This window comes from Myxococcus llanfairpwllgwyngyllgogerychwyrndrobwllllantysiliogogogochensis (assembly GCF_006636215.1).
GTDB lineage: Bacteria > Myxococcota > Myxococcia > Myxococcales > Myxococcaceae > Myxococcus > Myxococcus llanfairpwllgwyngyllgogerychwyrndrobwllllantysiliogogogochensis.
The window spans coordinates 12,537-31,493 of record NZ_VIFM01000077.1 but is presented as its reverse complement, the minus strand read 5'-3'; the positions used below and the strand labels follow the sequence as shown (position 1 = coordinate 31,493).

Annotated in this window: 13 protein-coding genes; 6 read left to right on the top strand and 7 right to left on the bottom strand. The window is 70.5% G+C overall.

The features are described 5' to 3' along the window. The first annotated feature begins 73 nt into the window (after window positions 1-73). Entirely contained in the window at window positions 74-979 is a 906-nt protein-coding gene (locus FJV41_RS20325) for a VWA domain-containing protein (protein ID WP_141644171.1), read from the top strand. A 57-nt stretch (window positions 980-1,036) separates the two neighbouring features. Beyond that, window positions 1,037-2,287: a DEAD/DEAH box helicase gene (locus tag FJV41_RS20320; RefSeq protein WP_141644170.1), complete on the top strand. Its 1,251-nt coding sequence runs from the start codon at window positions 1,037-1,039 to the stop codon at window positions 2,285-2,287. 49 nt (window positions 2,288-2,336) lie between these two features. Here the strand turns inward: FJV41_RS20320 and FJV41_RS20315 are convergent, their stop codons facing one another. After that, on the bottom strand, window positions 2,337-3,215 hold the full coding sequence (locus FJV41_RS20315) for an alpha-ketoglutarate-dependent dioxygenase AlkB (protein ID WP_141644169.1): 879 nt from the start codon (window positions 3,213-3,215) through the stop codon (window positions 2,337-2,339). Window positions 3,216-3,313: 98 nt separating this feature from the next. Between FJV41_RS20315 and FJV41_RS20310 the strand changes: the two genes are divergently transcribed. From FJV41_RS20310 to FJV41_RS20300, 3 genes are read left to right on the top strand one after another with little or no spacing between them, the layout of a single operon-like run. Continuing rightward, the gene (locus FJV41_RS20310) at window positions 3,314-3,799 is read left to right on the top strand and encodes an RNA polymerase sigma factor (protein WP_141644168.1); all 486 of its coding nucleotides are present in this window, start codon (window positions 3,314-3,316) and stop codon (window positions 3,797-3,799) included. Further along, window positions 3,796-4,551, top strand: a complete 756-nt coding sequence (locus FJV41_RS20305; RefSeq protein ID WP_141644167.1) for a DUF4384 domain-containing protein — start codon at window positions 3,796-3,798, stop codon at window positions 4,549-4,551. The genes FJV41_RS20310 and FJV41_RS20305 overlap by 4 nt, the downstream gene beginning before the upstream one ends. Then, window positions 4,551-6,380 carry a caspase family protein gene (locus FJV41_RS20300; protein ID WP_246137309.1) on the top strand — a complete coding sequence of 610 codons (1,830 nt, stop codon included), beginning with the start codon at window positions 4,551-4,553 and terminating at the stop codon, window positions 6,378-6,380. The genes FJV41_RS20305 and FJV41_RS20300 overlap by 1 nt, the downstream gene beginning before the upstream one ends. A gap of 15 nt (window positions 6,381-6,395) precedes the next feature. Here the strand turns inward: FJV41_RS20300 and FJV41_RS20295 are convergent, their stop codons facing one another. The 6 genes from FJV41_RS20295 to FJV41_RS20270 all read right to left on the bottom strand — a co-directional run bounded on the left by FJV41_RS20295 (window position 6,396) and on the right by FJV41_RS20270 (window position 17,929). Then, window positions 6,396-8,165 (bottom strand): penicillin-insensitive murein endopeptidase, encoded by a 1,770-nt coding sequence (locus FJV41_RS20295; RefSeq protein ID WP_246137305.1) that lies wholly within the window; start codon window positions 8,163-8,165, stop codon window positions 6,396-6,398. 276 nt (window positions 8,166-8,441) lie between these two features. Further along, window positions 8,442-9,167 carry a purine-nucleoside phosphorylase gene (deoD, locus tag FJV41_RS20290; protein WP_141644164.1) on the bottom strand — a complete coding sequence of 242 codons (726 nt, stop codon included), beginning with the start codon at window positions 9,165-9,167 and terminating at the stop codon, window positions 8,442-8,444. A gap of 37 nt (window positions 9,168-9,204) precedes the next feature. After that, the gene (locus FJV41_RS20285; protein ID WP_141644163.1) at window positions 9,205-13,128 is read right to left on the bottom strand and encodes a coiled-coil domain-containing protein; all 3,924 of its coding nucleotides are present in this window, start codon (window positions 13,126-13,128) and stop codon (window positions 9,205-9,207) included. Window positions 13,129-13,163: 35 nt separating this feature from the next. Continuing rightward, a complete protein-coding gene (locus tag FJV41_RS20280; protein ID WP_141644162.1) occupies window positions 13,164-13,568 on the bottom strand; it encodes a TonB family protein in 405 nt (134 codons plus the stop codon). A 51-nt stretch (window positions 13,569-13,619) separates the two neighbouring features. Beyond that, complete coding sequence (locus FJV41_RS20275; RefSeq protein ID WP_141644161.1) at window positions 13,620-16,928, bottom strand: carboxypeptidase regulatory-like domain-containing protein; 3,309 nt, start codon at window positions 16,926-16,928, stop codon at window positions 13,620-13,622. A 119-nt stretch (window positions 16,929-17,047) separates the two neighbouring features. Next, on the bottom strand, window positions 17,048-17,929 hold the full coding sequence (locus FJV41_RS20270; protein WP_141644160.1) for a hypothetical protein: 882 nt from the start codon (window positions 17,927-17,929) through the stop codon (window positions 17,048-17,050). A 273-nt stretch (window positions 17,930-18,202) separates the two neighbouring features. Between FJV41_RS20270 and FJV41_RS20265 the strand changes: the two genes are divergently transcribed. Further along, window positions 18,203-18,910, top strand: coding sequence for an abortive infection system antitoxin AbiGi family protein (locus tag FJV41_RS20265; RefSeq protein ID WP_141644159.1), 708 nt, complete (start codon window positions 18,203-18,205; stop codon window positions 18,908-18,910). Window positions 18,911-18,957 lie beyond the last annotated feature (47 nt).

The following is an 18,957-nucleotide window of genomic DNA, read 5'->3' as shown; positions in this document are numbered from 1 at the left end:
GGGCCTCCGGGCTAGCGTCCGGGCACATCGCGAGGTGCATTCGCGGTGTCTCCACCGAGGGGGTCTTTCAGTCATGGGTTACGGGAGCTACAGCCACAAGGCGCATGAGGCGATGACGAAGGCTCGCAGCGAGCTGCCGCCTCAGGAAGTGTTCAAGCAGCGCGCCTGCCATCCCCAGATGGACCCCTTGGGGGTGAAGTTCCGCGAGAGCCGCGACAGCGCGGCCCACCCGAACTCGCTCGCCGTCGTCATGGCGCTCGACGTGACGGGCTCGATGGGCAACATCCCCGAGAGCCTCGCGCGCCAGACGTTCCCCTCGTTCATGAAGGACCTGATGGAGGCGGGCATCCCCGACCCGCAGGTGCTCTTCATGGCGGTGGGTGACGCGTTCTTCGACCGCGCCCCGCTCCAGGTCGGCCAGTTCGAGTCCTCCGAGAATCAGCTGGACCAGTGGCTCACCTGGATGTTCCTGGAGCGCGGCGGTGGCTCGAACCCCGGCGAGTCGTACGAGCTGGGCATGTACTTCGCCGCCGAGCACACCGCGATGGACTGCTTCGAGAAGCGCGGCAAGAAGGGCTACTTCTTCATGACGGGCGACGAGCCGGCCTTGGAGAACGTGTCCCTGACCCAGGTGAAGTCCCTCATCGGAGACACGCTCGACAAGGACATGCCCATCTACCAGGCCGTCGAGCGGCTGGAGCGGACGTTCCACCCCTTCTTCCTCATCCCGGACCAGCGGCGGCGGGGCTACTGCGAGGACTTCTGGCGCATCGTCATGGGCGACAGGGTCATCTGCATGGATGACGCGGTGGACACCTGCGACGTGGCCGCCGCGCTGGTAGCCCTCACCGAGCGCGCCGTCCCCCACCTCGACGCCATCGCCAAGCGCCTTCGGGACTCCGGCAAGCCCCCCGAGCGGGTGAAGGGCATCCTGCGGGCGCTGGAGCCCTGGGCCCAGAAGCTGCGAGCCACGACGTAGGACAGTGTCGGTCGAGGCTCTTTCCCACGGAGCCTCGCGCCGTGATACCCCGAAGCCGTGAGTGAATCCTTCGAACGGCTCGGACTGTCCAAGGCCACCCTCGGCGCCCTGCGCCGGGTGCGCTTCACGCAGCCCACCCCCATCCAATCCCAGGCGATTCCCCCTGCCCTCTCGGGCAAGGACATCATCGGCTGCGCGGCCACCGGCACGGGCAAGACGGCCGCCTATGTGCTGCCCCTCGTGGAGCGCTTCCACAGCAAGTCGGGCACGCTCGGCCTGGTGCTCGCACCCACCCGCGAGCTCATCCAGCAGATCGCCGAGCCCGTGCAGGTCTTCGCCGAGGCCCGTGGCCTGACGCACGCCGTGGTCATCGGCGGCGAGGACATGGGCGCCCAGGTGGAGGCCCTCAAGGCCCAGCCCACCTTCGTGCTCGCCACGCCTGGCCGCCTGGTGGACCTGCTGGAGAACGGCATGGTGGACTTCAGCAAGCTGGAGGCCCTGGTGCTCGACGAGGCCGACCGGATGCTCGACATGGGCTTCTTCCCTCAACTCGAGCGCATCTTCGAGGCCCTGCCCCGCCGTCGGCAGACGCTGCTGTTCTCCGCGACGCTGGGGCCGGACGTCACCGAGTTCGCCCGCGAGCGGCTGTACCGTCCCGTGCGCGTGGAGGTGACTCGCAGCGGCACTCCCGCCGAGCGGGCCGAGCAGCGGCTCTACATCGTCAAGGCCGAGGAGAAGTCCTCGCTGCTGCTCACGCTGCTGGCGGAGGATTCGACGACGGCGCTCGTCTTCACGAAGACGAAGGAGCGCGCGGACAAGGTGATGCGCATCCTCCAGCGCGCGGGCCACAAGAGCGCGGTGCTGCACGCGGACCGGACGCAGAACCAGCGTCGCCAGGCGATGGAGGGCTTCCGCAAGGGGACGTACCGGTGCCTCGTCGCCACGGACATCGCCGCGCGCGGCCTGGATGTGGAGGACGTGGGACAGGTCATCAACTACGACCTGCCCCATTCACCCGAGGACTACGTGCACCGCATCGGTCGCACCGCGCGCGCGCAGGCCAGCGGCGTGGCCTCCACGTTCGCCATCCCCAAGGACAAGGAAGTCGTCGCGCAGATTGAGCGCGTCATGCGCGGACAGATTCCCCGAGTGCCGGTGCCTCGCGAGGACCCCGTGTTCCAGGAGGCGTGGGCCCAGTTCCTCGCCTCACAGAAGAACCCGGGCCCGGCGCAGCAGGAATCGGAGGCGCCCAAGCGCGAGCAGCGGCGGCCCGAAGGCCGACACGCCCGCACGCATCGCAAGCGCTGACCAGGCCGAGGGCTCCAGGGCCACCCACCCCCGGCGACGGGGGTTCGCGTCAGGGGGAAGCGGGGCGCTCGCGCTCCAGCTCCGCGCGGAAGAAGGCGCTGCCTTTGGCGAGCCGCGCCATGTAGCCGCGCACGTCCTCGCGCGCCTCGTCGGACAGCTTCGCGAAGGGCATCACGTGCGCATCCGGCACGTAGCGGAACGTCAGGTTGATGCGCCGCGTGCGGAAGTCCGGCAGCTTCGGCGCCAGGTCATGCCCCTCGCGCGTGTCCACCCGCTGCACCCGGTGGAACGTCTCTTCCTTCCACCGCGTCCCGCCGAACAGCTCCAGCGAGCCGTCATCCAGCCACTGCTCCAGCACCACCGCGTCGCGCTCACCGGGCCGCGAGGACGTGACGAACTGGATGAGCGCCCGCTCTCCGAAGGACAGCGAGGCAACCGGCCCCGGCTCGAAGTCCTTGTGCTCGCCCACCCGCGCCGTGTCCACCCAGCGGTCATCCTCCAGGCGACTGCCGTAGAAGTTCACCAGACAGGTGTTGAGGTGCCAGCCCTTGGGCATGTCCGGCCCCCGGAACATGCGCCGCGCCAGCGCCTCCACCTTGTCCACCTGCCGCTGGAGCACCGCCGGAAAGGGCTCCGCCTTGACGCACCGGTTCAAGAGGCCCTTGGGGGGGCGGTAGTAGTCCAGGCACGCGAACTGCCAGTTTCCCAGCCAGTACACCGGCCGCAGCAGGCGCCGCTGCTGCTGCCCAGGCGGGGGCGGGAAGTGCTTGGAGTAACGCTCCTCCCAGAGCGGGTGGAGCCCACCGAGCCAGTTGAGGATGTCCATCCGGTCCGCGTCGGACAGGAAGCTCGCGTTGTAGTGGTGACCCGGAGTGCGCTGGCGGGCCTTCTGGGCCAGCGAGGGGCCACGGCGGGGGGGAAGGGCCATGGGCGGCCCCGTGCTACCACACCCGCTCTGTCCGGAGCGGCTGTTGCGCAATCCGGACACCCCGGGTGTTGGTAGGGAGGCCGGAACGCGAAACCACCATGTCCGAAGACCGCCTCCATGCGCTTTACCGCACCTACGGGCCCGCCCTGTATGCCCGCTGCCGCCAGATTCTGGGCGACGACGCCGCGGCCGCCGACGCGGCCCAGGAGACCTTCCTTCGCCTGCACCGGCAGTTGGCCCGCGCCCCGGATGCCCACCACGCCCTCGCGTGGATCTACCGCGTGGCCACCAACTACTGCCTCAACCAGGCCCGGGACCGCCGCCGCCGCGCCGTGCCCGTCGGAGAGCTTCCCGAGGCACCGGGCGTCGACGCCGAGCGACTCCTGGAGGACCGGGACCTCGCTCGCCGCCTCATCACCACCGCGCCCCCCAAGGCGGCCGAGGTCGCCTGGCTGCACCTCGCCGATGGGATGACCCAGGACGAGGTCGCCCAGGTGCTCGGCATCTCCCGTCGCACCGTCGTCAACCGGCTCGCAGACTTCCACCGGCACGCACACACGCTCGCCGGGAGGCCCCCCTCATGAACACCGCCCCCTCCCACGTCTCCAGCCTCAAGCTGGATGCCCTCGCGATGGATGCGCTCTCCCCCCAGGAGCGCAGTGCCACCCAGGCCCACCTGGACACCTGCCTCACGTGTCGCACCCGCGCGGACGAGCTGGCGTCGCTGCGCCGCCACTTCACCGCCTATGTGCTGCCCCGCGCCGACCGGCTCCCCACCCGCGTGTCGCCGTGGGGACACCGCTGGCGATGGTGGGCTCCCGCCCTGGCCCTCTCATCGGCGGTGCTGCTCCTGCTCGCGCTCGTCGCCATCCCCTCTGCCGAGGAGCCCGAGCTCGCCCTCAAGGGAGGCGCGGTGCTCCAGCTCTTCGCGCACCGCGGCGAGCGCACGTGGAAGGTGGAGGAAGGCGAGGCGCTGGCCGCGGGCGACCAGGTGCGCTTCGTCGTCGAGGGACTGGGGCTGCCCTACGTCCTCGTCGTCTCCGTGGATGGCGCGGGACAGGTGAGCACCTACTTCCCGTTCGGGGGAACCGAGAGCGGCCTGTTGCCCTCGAGGGGACTGCCGCTGGAGATTCCGGGGAGCGTGGTGCTCGACAGCGCCCCGGGCCCCGAGCGACTGTTCGCCCTGTTCTCTCGCAAGCCGCTGTCCATCGAGTCCGTGGCTCCCGCACTGCGTGAAATCTCGGCCGGGGGGGCTGACGTCATCCGAGACCGCACGAGGTTGCCGGTTCCCGCCGGAGCACAGGCCTCCTTCCTCTTCGAGAAGACCCAGCCGTGATGACCTTCATCCGCTGCCTCGTCCTCGCCTTCGTGTTTTGCGCCGCCCTGCCCGCCCAGGCGGGGACCCGGCGCATCGCCGTGCTGGTTGGCCACAACGTCGGCAGTGGCGAGCGGCCTCCGCTGCGCTACGCCGAGGCCGACGCGGTCAAGCTCGCCGGAGTCCTCTCCGAGCTGGGAGACGTGCCACCCTCGGACCTCATCGTCCTGCAGGGCGAGAACCTGGCCACGGTGCGCGCCGCGCTGGACGCCGCCGCGCGGAAGGTCGACTCGCTGCGCGTCACGCCGGACACGCGGGTGGTGCTGCTCTTCTATTTCTCCGGGCACTCGGATGGCGTGGCCCTGGAGCTGGGCACGGAGCGACTGCTGTATGCGGAGCTGCGCCGGTGGCTGGACGCGACGCGCGCGGATGTGCGGCTGGCCATCGTCGACAGTTGCCGCAGCGGCGCGCTGCTGCGCTTCAAGGGCGGACGACCCGGTCCCTCCTTCGAGCTGCGCTTGACGGACGAGGTGCACAGCACGGGGCATGCGCTGCTCACCTCCAGCGCGGAGGACGAGCTGGCGCTGGAGTCTCGCGAGGTCGGCGGTTCGCTCTTCACGCACCACCTGGTGTCTGGGCTGCGCGGGGCGGCGGATGCCTCCGGCGATGGGCTGGTGACGCTGGCGGAGGCGTATCAGTACGCCTATGCGCATACGGTCTCCGCCACCGCGGACGTGCTGACGGGCGCGCAGCATCCCGCCTATGACTACCGGCTGACGGGCAAGGGCGAGCTGATCCTCACCCAGCTCCCCAGCCCGGGCACGGCCCTGGAGCTGCCCTCCGACTTCGAGCGCGCGTTGTTGCTGCGTCCCGGGCGGGGACAGGTGCTCGCGGAGCTGGGGCCGGGCGCGGTGCCCCGGCTCGCGGTGCCTCCCGGGGAGTACGAGCTGCGGGCATGGCGCGCGGGCAAGCAGCACCAGGGCACGGTGCGCGCGCCGTCGGGACAGGTTCAGAAGGTGCGGTGGGAAGACCTTCAGCTCGTGGCCCCCGCGCCTCTCGTCGGTGGAAGGAAGGGGGGCTCGGAGCCGGTGGCGCGGACGGCCGTCTCCTCCTCGTCACCCGAGGAGTGGAACTGGCCGGCGTCGGCGGCTCCGGTGCAGCCTGGGCAGGCGCCCGGTGCGAAGACCTCCAGGACGGCGCCGGAGGAACCTCGTCCCTGGGAGGAGGCCGCCACGCGCCGGGCCGCGGCCGAGGCTGGCACGGTCTCGGTGGAGTCTCCGGAGCCTCCGACTTCGGAACCCCTGGCGGTCGGCGCGCTGGAGCCCGTGGCCGAGAAGTCAGTGTTCGAACAGGCACTGCCGCCACCGCCCCTGCCCATGTCACGATTCCAGAATCCTCCTGGGAGCCGTGCGCTGAGCCTGACGGTGGGAGCGCGTCAGACGGTGATCGATCCGGACGGGGCCTTGGTGTCGTTCCGACTGGAACTGTCCCGGACGGAGTCGAGCGGAATGACCTTCTCGCTGGAGCTGGGCCAGGGGCCGCACCAGGAGGACCGGGAGTTCATCACGGGGCTGGGCGTGGGCTACGCGTGGAAGAAGCAGGCCCGCATCGTGGAGTTCACCGGCGGCGTCGAGGCCAGCATGCAGCTCGTTGTGCAGAGCCGGTCGGGTGACACGCTGTGGACCGTTGGACCCGCTGTCGCGCCCGTGGGGTCCATCGCGGTGTTCGTCATGCCCCAGCTCGCGCTGCTCATCGGAGGACGACTGCCCGTGGCCGTCCTCCGGATGGACGACTTCACCGAGGTGAAGTTCCTGCCCGCACTGGACCTGGGGGTGAGAACGCGCTTCTAGCGAAGCGCTCGACGTTCAGCGTCCGTGGGAGATACCAGCGGACGAGCCCTCCGAGGCACCGTGCACGGAGGCCGGCGACGCGGGCACGGCCGTAGCCGAAGCGGATGGCACCGACCCGGCCACTGGCAATGAGGCCGCCTGCGCCGACGCAGCGACTGGGATGGTGGTCTGCACCGCTCCGGCAACAGGCGCGGCGGAGGGCTTCACCGTTTCGGCGACAGGTGCGGCGAGCTTCACCGTCTCGACAACGGGCGCAGCGGGCTTCACCACCTCGACGACAGGCATGGCAGCGGGCTTGACCACCTCGGCAACGGGCGCGGCGGCCGGCTTCACCGCCTCGGCAACAGGCGCGGCGGCCGGCTTCACCGTCTCGGCGACAGGCATGGCAACGGGCTTCCCCGCCTCGGCAACGGGCGCGGCGGCCGGCTTCACCGTCTCGGCGACAGGCATGGCAACGGGCTTCCCCGCCTCGGCAACAGGCGCGGCGGCCGGATTCACCGTCTCGGCAACGGGCGCGGCAGCCGGCTTCACCGTCTCGGCAACAGGCGCGGCGGCCGGCTTCACCGCCTCGGCAACAGGCGCGGCGGCCGGCTTCACCGCCTCAGCAACGGGCGCGGCGGCCGGCTTCACCGTCTCGGCGACGGGCGTGGGCTTCGCGCAGTTCGTCGCGAGCGCTGCATCCATCGTGGGCGCGGCGCTCGTGGCGACGGCCATCGCGGGGGCCTTCGGCTCGGGCGGCAGTTGCCGGGGCGGCAGCACGAAGGGCGGCGGCACGGGGCAGTTCGTGCACGGTCCCCGCAGCGGCACCGACAACCGCTGGCCAGCACGCAGGAAGTTGTTCCGCATGCGGTTCGCCTTGCGAATCATCGACACCGTCGACCCGTACTTCAGCGCGATGCCGCCCAACGTGTCACCGGAGCGCACGCGGTGCACCGTCACGTTGTGCTCGGGCTGCAACGACAGGAGCGGCTGCACCCGGCGCCCCAGCTCCTGCGCCCTCGGGTTGTGGAAGCGCAGGTGGAAGTGGTCCCGATGCCGACGCGCGTGCCGGATGATGCCCACCGGGCTGAACAGCGAGTCCAACCACGCCTTGTCCTCGCCCACCGCGAGCGCATGGTCGTAAAGGACCTTCTGCACGCGCTTGTCCACGAGGATGAGCTGGATGTCCGTCTTGGTGACGACCGCGCGGATGAACGCCCAGTTGAGCGGCACGTTGATGTACTTCTCGCGCTCGCGCTCACGGATGGGGTCCACCGTCGGGTAATAGAAGCCGACGTCCACGTCCCGGCCATTCTGGTGGCTCTTGTGAGGACGCTTGTAGCCGCCCTCCTTGTTGCTGATGCCGTTGACGCGGATGGGCGGCGCTTCCGGGTACTTCGAGCGCACCTCGCGAATGGCCGACACCAGGTAGTCGATGCTCTCCTGCGTGCCCCACGCAATCTCCGGCGACACGACAATCCAGTCGTCGCCCCGGGGGAACTGCACGGAGTTCACCAGCCGGCCGCTGTGCGCGAAACCCACCGCCATCGAGCCGAGCGACGCGATGTCTTCCTTCCAGCGCCGCGTCAGGTCCTCATCGGACACCTCCGCCGAGTACAGCGGCCCCGTCGGCACCTCGCCGCCCACCACCGGCGTCTCTCCCTCGCCGTCGTCGCCTTCACCCTCGCCGGCCTCCGCCGCCTCGTCCTCCAGGTCCTCCGCCGACAGCGCGCAGCTCTCGTCGGAAGCCTGGGCCACGACAGCGGCGGCCCCGGAAGTCGCCCCCTCCGCCGAGACAATCGGCACGGCTTCAACCGGTGCCGGAGGCACCTGCTCTCGCGCAGGCGTCAGTCCTTCCGAACGCACGGACGCAAGGGCAGCCTCGCCGCCAGAGGGGGGAGCCACGCGCGCGGCACAGCCGGCGCAAACCAATAGGAGCCAGAGGGGGTAACGCACCGGGCCGGAGGATGGCCCGAGAATCGTTCGAGCACAAAGCCCCGCCCTGATTTTTTGGCGCCCCCCTGCCCCGGGGGGCGCTCTCTGCGTGGCCAGGGCCACACTTCCCGCGCGAGAATGTCCGCGTCAGGGCGCCGGCGCCGGCACCTTGAGTGCGACGTCGAGCGCCAACTCAATCATCTCGTCGAACGAGGTCTGCCGGTCTTGCGGGGAGAGGGCCTCACCCGTCTGGAGGTGGTCCGACACAGTGAGCAGGGCCAGGGCGCGCGCACCGAACTCGGCTGCTACGCCGTACAAGCCAGCAACCTCCATCTCGATGGCCAGCACGCCCATGCGCACCAGCGTGGCGGTGAGCTGCTCTTGCGGGTGGTAGAACAGGTCGGACGTGAAGACGGTGCCCGCGCGCACGGCCTTGCTCCGTCGCTCCGCCGCCTCCATCGCCCACCGGGCGAGCTGGAAGTCCGGCACGGCCGCGAAGTCGTGGTCCAGCAGCCGCATCCGGTTCACCTTCGAGTCCGTGCCGGCCCCGGTGGCGACGATGACGTCCCGCAGCTTCACGTCCGGGCGGAGCGCGCCGCAGCTCCCCACGCGGATGAGGACGCGGGCGCCATATTCCTTGATGAGCTCGGTGGCATAGATGGAGATGGACGGCACGCCCATGCCGTGTCCCATCACCGAAATCCTGCGGCCCTGATAGGTGCCGGTGAAGCCGAACATGTTGCGCACGGAGGTGACGCCCCGGGCGTCCTCCAGGAAGCGCTCGGAGATATAGCGGGCCCGGAGGGGGTCGCCGGGCATCAGCACCACGTCGGCGAAGTCGCCGGGTGCGGCGGAGATATGAGGGGTTGCCATGGGGGCGCACCATAACGCTCCGTGCGCCTGCCCGCGATTACCAACTCGAACTGCCGAACCCCGAGCCGCTCCCAGAAGAACCGCTGCTGTAGGAAGAACTGGAGAAGCCCGAGTCGCTGCTCGAAGAGGACGAGCTGGACGAGAACGAGCTGGACGAGGACGACTCGCGAGCCCGCGCCTGCTCACGGGCCTCCTCGCGGCGCCGCTCCTCCTCGCGCTCGGCCTCCTCGATGGCGTCACGAGCCTCGCGCGTCGCCGAGTCCGCCGACCGAAGTGCCTCCTGATAGAGCCCCTTGTCGAGCGCGCGGCGCGCCGAGTCGAGCTGGGAGCCTCCCGCCCTGCCCCGCCAGGTCGCGGCGCTCTGCACGAGGCTGGCGGCGGACCGGATGGCGTCGGAGGCCTCCTCGGCGGCGCGCAGCTCTCCGCGCAGGTCCGCCGACTTGCGCGCGGCCTCGGAGGCGATGCGGTCCGCCACCCGGTCGAAGGCCACCCAGTCTCCATGGGGCTTCGCGAAGTCCTTCATCGTCGTGTCGAGCTCGCGACGCAGCGTCACCAGGGCGTTGATGGCGACCGTCGTCGCGCGGCTGTCGGTGATGCCGTCGTTGGCGGCCTGACGAATCCACTGGTCCGCGAAGGACAGGGCGCGGTTCGCCGAGGCCAGGCTCTCCTCGGCCTGGGCGTGGTGGGCCCGGTCCGAGGCGGCGGTCTGCCGCACCTGCTCCAGTGACAGACAGGCCGAGGCGAGCCGCTCGGCGGCGTCGAAGGGGTCCGCGGGGCGCGTCTCCGCCGAGGTCACCGCCGCCAGGAGGAGCTGCCGGGCTGCATCGCGGGCCGTGCGCGTGGGCTGCATCGTGCGGGCATCGGAGGCGTCGGTGTCACAGGCCGTGATGAGGCCCTGGGCCACGAGCAGCGTGCGGGCATTGCCCTCCTCGGTGGACTGGAGTCTCCGCGACTTCTCCTCGACTTCATCGAGCCGGGCGTGGACCCGGGCATGACGCGCCTCCACCTCCGTCAGCAACGCGGCGGTGGCCAGCAATCGGGCCTCCGCATACGCCAGCTCCGACTCCGCCAGGCGCTTCGCCGCCTCACCTCGATGAAGGGCCACCTCGGCGAGGTTGTCCTGCACCGTGCCATTGGCCTCCGGATGCACCGGGTCCTCCGGCCGCAGACGCAACGCGGAGGGGCGATAGCCACGCGTCAACGCCTCGAGCAGCACGGTGCCATCCGCCACGCGCACCTCGAGACGCCGGGCCTCCGCACGGCACGCATCTCGCCGGGCCGCGAAGCTCTTCCGCGCCTCGTGGCTGCCGGCGATGAGCGCCTCCACTTCGCCCACGCGCGTCAGGGTGGCCGTGAGCGCCGTGAGCGCCGCATCCAGCTGTCCCTCAGCGAGAGCCGCTCGCGCCTCCGTCAATGAGTGGGCACCAGAGGCGTGCCGGTCGGTCGGGTCCGCGTCCTTCTCGCGAAGCATCGCCGAGGCGGGCTTGTCCATCGACTGCCCCAGCTCCGCGCGGGCCTTCGCCGTTTCCTTCTCCACGCGCGCCAGGGAATCTCGCGCCCGGGCCGAGAGCGCCACCAACTCGTCCGCTTCCGTCGCTCGCGTGGCCAGCGCCGAGAAGGACTGCCCCAACACCTCGACGGACTCCTTCACCGGCTGGTCCACCAGCGCCTTCGCGGTCTCCTCCGCCGTATGTCCCAGGGCCGCGAGCGCGTCATCCAACCACCGGCGCGACAGGCCCGCGCCCCCCAGCGCCTTTCCCGCCTGCGTCACCACCGGGAGCACCTCGCGCGCGGCCACGTCCAACACGGTGACGAGCGCCAGTGCATCATCCATCCGTCGCGCGCCCTGCGCGAGCGGCCCCTCCAGCGCGGCGAGCGGGTCCATGCCCAACAGGGACCTCGCTTGCTTCGCGAGTGAGTCCAGGCACGGCGTGACGTGACCGATGACGTCCTTCACGCGAAGCACCGCGTCCCCGGAGGCGGTCGTCTTCAGCTCGGCCGAGAAGGACTCCAGCACCTTCACCGAGTCCACCGAAGTCGTCGGAGCCTTCTCCAGCGAGTCCACCAGCACAAGGGCCCGCTCGGCATGGGTGTTGAACGCCTCCAGCAAGGCCTCGAAGGAGAGTGAGAAGGGCTGATAGCTCTTCAGGTCGCCGATGAGCCGCTGCGCCTCCGTGCGCGGTCCGCGCAGCACGTCCTCCACGCCTTCGTCGGGGTGGAAGACGATGGGCTCGTCGCGCAGCAAGCGGGTGACCTGCTCGTAGCGGGCCGTCCCCAGGTGCGCTCCCAGGGCCTTCGTCATACCCGCGCCCTCGAGCAGTTCCTCGGCCCGATGCAGCACGCGCGCGGCGGCGGTGGCGAGCAGGAAGAGTTCGTCCACATCGGAGGCGAGCTGCTGCCCGCGCTCCCGGGTGACTCCCTCGAAGCGCTTCTCGATGTCCTCGCGAGACTTGCCGGCGCACAGGTGCGTGCGCTCCAGGAGGCCGAAGAGCGCGTGGGTCTTCTCGTCGATGGCCGTGCGCCAGCGGGCATGCAGCTCGGTGGCCTTGCGCCGACTCGCGTTGCGGCGACGACGCGCCCAGACACCCGCGAGGAGCAGGCCCGCGCCACCCGCCGCCCCGCCCTGGTTGCGCGTCCTCCGGGCCTGCTCCGCCTCGTCCGCCGACGCGACTGCCGTGCGGTAGGAGTCCTCAGTCGCTCGCAGCAGCTCGCCGTACGCGGAGGCTCTCGCATCATACGCCTCGCGAGCCTGCCCCAGCGCCAGCCGGGCCGCCGCGAGCGGCTCCTGAAAGTCCTCGACCTCCGGCCTCGTCGCGAGGCGCTCCAGCAGGCCCGCCAGCTCCGTGAGCCGCTGCCCATCCCGTCCCGCAGCATCCAGCGTCTCGGTGACCTTCGCGCGTGCCGCCTCGGCCGACGTGAGCGCGCCGCCATGAGCGAGCGTCATGTCGCGCACCGCGCCGCGCGCCGTCTCCGTCTCCGTGCGCAGCAGCGTGAGCCGCTCGGACGCGAACGCGGCCAACGGATGCGCGGACAGCGTCACCTGCGCGGACTCCAGCGATTTGAGTCGCTCGGACGCGGCACGGTGCGTCTCCATCGCCACGCGCAGCCCGTCCAGACGCGTCCGCAGTCCGTCATGAACCGCCGTCGCCTTCGCGAGGTCGGCCTTCTCCAGAGGCGTCAGCAGCGCGAGTGCCTGGAGGACCTGCTGCTCCGCGCCAGGAAGGTCCACGGCGGCCGCGGTCAGCCCCGAGGGAAGCGCCGTCCCGAAGGCCGCGAGCCGCTGCGCGGAGAGGCGCGGCACCTCCTCCCGCATCGCCAGGAGCCGGCCCCGCAGGGACTCGATGAGCCGGTTGCGCTCGGCCACCTCCTGGTCGATGGCGGAGGCCACCCGCGAGTCGACGAGCGTCACGGTGTTCTTCGCCGCGTCGATGATGCGACCACCGTTGCGCATGGCCTCGATGGCCGGAGCATCCAGGTCGCCCTTCCACTGGGCCTCGCCCGCCTTGCGCCGGTCCTGCGCCTCCGAGCCGAAATACGACAGGTTCCGCTCCGCCAGGGACAGCACGAACACGGCGCCGTCCGGCTCCTGCGTCTTCGGATGCTTCAGCGCGCCGAACCGCGTGCGGTTGGACAACCCCTTGCCCAGGGCATGCAACGCGGCGTCGATGCCCGTGAAGGTCGTGCCCTCGGCGTCGACGAAGCGCTCCCCCGCAGCGCTCCAGAGGAACACCACCGTCCAGTGGGGCGCGTTCGTCGCGAGCCAGGCCTCCAGTTCCTCGAGCTGCTCCTCGGAGACGCCGACGTCTCCCTTCACATAGACGTGCTGGGACTCGGACCAGAGCTTCTCGACGCTCGTCGCGCTCTGGATGCTTCGAGGCTTGCGCGCGGCCTCGACGGGCGACGCGGCCAGGGCAAGCACGAGAAGGAGCAGGGGCGCGAACGACGGGGACGAGCGTTTCATCGGTGGCACCGAGACGAACGAGCGCTGCGAGGTGTTCAAGGTGCGGCGACCCACGCGACATGAAAGTGCGCGTCGAGCGTGGCCAGGGCGTAGTCCTTGGGCAGCGGCGCGAACGGCGCGGCCTTCTGCACGGCGGACAGCGCGGCGGCATCCCAGACCTTGGAGCCCGACTCCTGGGAGACGACCGCGGTGACGAGCTTGCCATCCCGGCCAATCACCGCCTGGACCACCGTCCTGCGTCCCACGGCGGGCAGCCCCTTGCGCGCGGGCTGCTTCCACTTGCCGGCGACCTGGGAGTAGGCGCGCTGCTGATACGCGGCGCTCGTCAGCTCGGGCTGGAAGAAGGCCTGGAGCTGGGGGGTCCCACCGGCGGCGAGCGCCAGCGGCGCGACGACCAGCGTGAGCAGGGCCACGACAGACAGCGGACGGAGGCGGAGCATGGCGCGCAATGGTAGTCGCCACGGACCGCGCCGCGAAGGGGCCTCACGCCGTCAGTTCCACTCCATCTTCATCAGCAGCTTCTCCGGCAGCAGCGTCCATGAGGGCGGCAATTCGAGCGTCACCTCTCCTGTCCCCGGCAGCGTCAACTCCTCGCGCACGACACTGAAGGGATGCTGCGCGTCCTTTCGAAAGACGAAGGCCGTATAGGCCCCCTCCGGCTGCGAGCGGAACGTCCAGCCACCGCCCTCCCTCGCCGGCTCCCGCGAGTACATGGACTGAAGAAGCACCAATTCCCCCGGAGTGCTCGGAGCGGGCACCGACCCTGGCACGAGGATGGCCACGGAGTCCTCGCAGGCCCCCTCGACCCGCAGGTGGAGCGTCACCCCGTCCCGACGCGCCTCGAAGTCCACCGTCACCGTGCCGGTAGCGGGGACCTGGACGTGCCGCGCCATGAACACGGGGCGCGACGCGGGCTCCTCCTCTTCGTGGACATGGGGCTGGACAGCCACGAGATAGGTGCCGGGAGGGACACTTCCTTGCTCGAAGCGACCGGCGACGACCCGCACCTCCCTCCGGAAGCCACTCGCCGCGCCCGAGAGGACCACCGTGGCATCGCCTGTCTTCAAGCCGCTCACGGTGCCGCGCAGCGTGGCCCCCGCATCGAGCGCCACGGCGACTTCGTCCTGTCCCGCGCCGAGCAACAGTCGCTTCTGCGAATACGAAGCGTGCGTCACGACGAGCGCATACGGTCGCTCCATGACATGCGGCAAGGTGAAGGTGCCGTCCTGCCGCGTCCTCGCCGCCCCCGCCTCCTCGTTGGGCCGAGCCTGGCGCTCCCAGCCCTCGGCATCCTCGGGGACGTCGCCCACGTCCACCAGCGCTCCCGCCACGGGCCTTCCCGTCGCCGCGTCTGTCACGCGCCCCCGCAGCGGCCGCCCCTGGTGGAGGACCACCGCTCCCAGGTCCAGGGACTGTCCCTCCACGACCTCCACCGTGAGCGACAGCTTCGCGAAGCCGGGGGCGGAGAAGTGGAGCGTCAGCTTCCCCCCGGTGAGGGGACCCCGAAAGAACTCGCCCCGAGCGTTCGTGACGGTGCCGTCCCACAACTGGAACCGGGTGACGGGAGTGCCATCCTCACGAACCAACCGCCCCCGGATGCCCACGTCCCGGCGCATCACCAGGCGCACCTCGGCGTCGCCCGCCTCGACGGGCACGGAGGTCTGGCCCCTGGTCGTCGAGGCCCCCTGCGTCCGGGTCGCATCCAGTGAATAGCCACTGCCTCGCACCGTGAGCGAGTACGCGCCCGGAACGAGGTGGCTCAGCGTGAAGCGCCCTCCTTCGTCGGTCTTGCCCGTCGACGGTCCCGGGTGCGACAGGATGCGGCTGGAGCCGTCGCTTTGAGGTCGCACCACCACGGCCTTCCCCGCCGGCTGCGCACGCACCTGGGCTCCATCGACGGGACGGCCATCCCCGTCCTCGACGACACCCGAGAGGGACAGTCCCGCGAGGAACTGGAGGCGCGCATTCACGGGCTGAAGCCCCCGCACCTCGATTGGCGTGGTCAACTGGCGCAGCGTCTCCGACTCCTTCTGGGTGACCACCAGGTGGTGCCGCCCCTCCTCGATGCCCTGGAGCGCGAAGCGGCCCCTCGCATCCGTGAACGCCCTCTTGTCGTGAGCGCCCGCCACCTCCGACACCACCGGCACCACGTCCACCTGGGCGGAGCGCACCGGAGCGCCCGTCTCGCTCAGCACCTCGCCGCTCACCGTGGCGCCCGGCGTGAGCACCACCCGGAGCCCCTTCCGAGGTGACGTCACCGGAAGCCACGTCGGCCGATGCGCGTCATGGGTGACGACCAGTCCATGCTCCCCCGCCTCGGCGGAAGAGAGCAGGAACGAGCCGTCCTCCTCGGTCTTCGTGGTGCTCTCCAACTCGAGGTCATCCCGCGCCATGACCGACGCATCGAACGGGCCACTCAGGTCGCGCGCGGACCTCAAGGCGAGGCTTGCTCCCGCCAGGGGATGGCCTTCGGCATCCACCACCGTTCCCTCCACCGTGACCGCGTCGCGCAACACGATGGCGAACGGCACGGTGTCCGCTCCCAGCCGCACCTCGCCGTTATGGTCGAGGAAGCCCGGTGCCTCGACATTGACGGCGTAGATGCCGTGTAGCAGCGGCCCCAACGTGAAGGCCCCGCGAGCGTCCGTGGTCCCACGCTTTTCCAGGGGAACGGCGGGCGTCCCCATCAACCAGGCGGAGATGCTCGCCCCGACGATGGGCGCGCCCCTGGAGTCGCGCACCTCGCCGGGAAGGAGCAGGGCATTGCCGAGCGCCAGCACGACCTCGGGATAGTCGCCCCCAGGCGCCAGGCCGACGCGCTCCTCGGCCACCGCTTCGCCGTGCGTGGCGGAGAACGAATATTGGTCAGGCCGCAGTGCCTCGAAGGTGAAGCGCCCCTGGTCGTCGGTGACGACGTCGCGCGTCCAGTATGGGTTCCCGCACCTCACACGCGCGCCAGGGATGGGCACGTCTCCCATGACGACACGCCCCGAGAGCCGACGTGCGCGGGGCATCATCACGTCCAGCCGCTGCATGCCGGTTCCCCGGAGCTGCACGCGCTGCGGGAGCAGCCCCTCCTTGGAGAAGAGGACGTTGTAGTCCCCGAAGGGCAACGACGCGAACTGGAAGCGCCCATCCAACGTCGTGGACACCTCGAAGGCACGGTTGTGTGCCACGAGGATGGCGGTGACGCGGACGCCCTCCACCGGCTGCGCGAACTCGTCCCGCACCTGGCCCGACAGCGGAGGCTCGCCGCCCAACCGCACTTCGACCTCCTCGCCGCCCGCGGCGACGTCCTCGCTCAACCCCACGCCTCGCGGCCCCTCGGCCCACACCGCGTACCGTCCCGCTTCCAGGCCCGCGAGCGTGAAGTGCCCCTCCGCGTCCGTCGTGGTGCGCGCCAGGGGAGGCGTCTCTCCCGCGCCGGATTCCAACCAGTCCAGCAGCCCCTCCGTCCGGCACAGGGTGCTCAGCAACAGCAGCTCACAGGGCTCGCCACAGTCGCAAGGCTGTTTGAGCAACGGCATGTCTGGCTTTGCTTCGGTGGCCACCACGACCGCGCCCTCGACAGGCCCATCGGGTCCGAGCACGACGCCACGCACCCTCAACTCACCTCGGGGCGCCTCGACGGGCGCCGCGAGCAGCGCGCGCCATGACAATCCCCGGCCCTCCGTTCCGAGGCCAGAGGAGGAAGGCTTTCCGGTGTCGCGCCCATCCACGCTCGTCCCGCCAAGCAACAGACGCCCCAGGAAGAGTGTCAGGAGCAGCAGCCCCGCGCCGATTCCAAACCATCGCCTCATGCGCGAGCCCACCCCGGAGGACCTCGTGTCGTCCGGTCAGCCTATCCGCATTCCCCCACCTCGCGCTGCAGTTCGTCGGCCTCGGGCTTTTTCCGTCGAAGCACCGGGCCACGCGCCGCTCAGCGTCGCCTGGCGAGGGTGAACGCGGTGAGCATGAGCGCGCCGCCCGCTCCCATCGCGACGGCAAGGGGCATGCGCAGCCGCTCCGACAACGCGGAGAACACGCCCAGCGTCACCTCTCGGCTGGCGCTTCGCAGCGAAGGATTCCCCAGCTCGTCTCGCGTCGTACGGAGCTGGCGTCGCAGCTCCTCGGAGGCGCCCCGCACCGTCGCGGTCGCCGTGCGCTCGGCCATCGTCGCGACGACGACGCCCACATCTACGTCGGAGCGCTCGCGGTGCTCTTTCAGCTCCAGCTCCAGCTGCCCCACCACGGCGTGGATGAACCGCCGCCCCACCTGCTCCAGCACCTCGTCGAGCCGCTCGGTCCGCGCATCCAGGGCCGTGCTCAGTCCCTCGACGAGCCCGCGCCCCGCCTGGGACGCCACCTCCGAGGCGATGGGCGCCAGCACGGGCATCTCGTGCTCCAGCTCCAGCACCGCGCCTCGCACCGCGCCCGTCGCCAGCGTCCGGGCCCGCGCACCGGGCTGGCGAAGCTCCCGCTGACGCTGGTCCGCCGCCCTGGCCGAGTGGTCCAACCATCCATTCACCCGCTCCAGGAGGTCATGGGACAACGCATCCGCCCCGGGCATCGACCGCCGCAGCTCCGCCACCACCCCCTGCACTGCGCTCTCCGCGAGCGAGCGAGACCATGAACCGCGAGGACGCTCGGCCGCGACCTCGACCTCACGAGCAAGCAGGGCCACGGCGTCTTGGATGAGCTGACGAAGCTGTCCGTCGAGCCCTGGCAGCTCCGCCTGGAGTCCCTCCGAGGCCCCCTGGATGGCGCCGCTCGTGAGCCCATGGGCGGCGATTCGCTCGAGTGACAGGGTCAGACGCCGCATCAGCTCGACTGGTGACAATCGTCCATCGTGGCGCATCGCTCGCTCCCCCCGCGCGGAAGGCCCACTCCGCTCGACAACGATTGTGATGCCGCCCACCGGCCAACACCCCGACGGACCAGCGGAGACAGCGCTCGCGATGCCCCTTCGCGTCGACTCCTGACCCCACCGAGCACCGGGCCCGTCGTCGGCAGGGCGGGCAGGCAGCGGGGTCGCGAATGCAGTCCGGTTGCATCGCTCACCTCGCTCCGGGACATTGCCTCCGGGGATTGGACGATGCTGGGCTATCAGGCGAACTCACAGTGGCGCGACATGTCTGACTTCGTGGTGCATTTCACGAAGCCCGGACCGCCATTCCATGACGCCTACCAGAACATGATGAACATCCTGGGCACGCGGACGCTCATCCCGGGCGCCCAGGGCTTCGGGCTGGCGCGCAAGGAACCCCAGGTCGCGGACCGGCACCGAGCCGTCTGCTTCAGCGAGATTCCGCTCGACCAACTCGGCAGGCTCGTCCAGCGCCGCAGCCTGTATGGCATCGGCTTCAGCAAGAGCTTCATCCTCTCCCAGGGCGGCGGCCCCGTCTGGTACGTCCAGTACGCCTCGCCCGCGCACCTCTCCCTGAAGCACCAGGTGGACCAGGCGCTGGCGGCGACGGACTCACGAGCACACCCGCTCTGGGCCATGACGCCCTTCGTGGACATCCAGGGCGACAAGCACAACGCGCCCTACAACTACCGCTTCGACTGGGAGCGGGAGTGGCGCGTACCGGGCCTCTTGCGCTTCACCGAGTACGACGTGGCGGCGCTCTTCCTTCCGGAAGAGCTGCACCCGACGGCTCGCGGCTTCTTCGAGTGGGCCGTGCGTGAGAAGGCGGGCCCTGGCTACTTCTGCCCCTGTCTGGATCCGCTGTGGACGGCGCCCCAGATTGCCGCGGCGCTGGAAAAACACGCGGAGGACTCCGTGCGCCTCCGGGCAGGGTAGTCACCCCTTGCGTCCATGAGCCAACACCGGTGCGGGGGCGGGGGCCT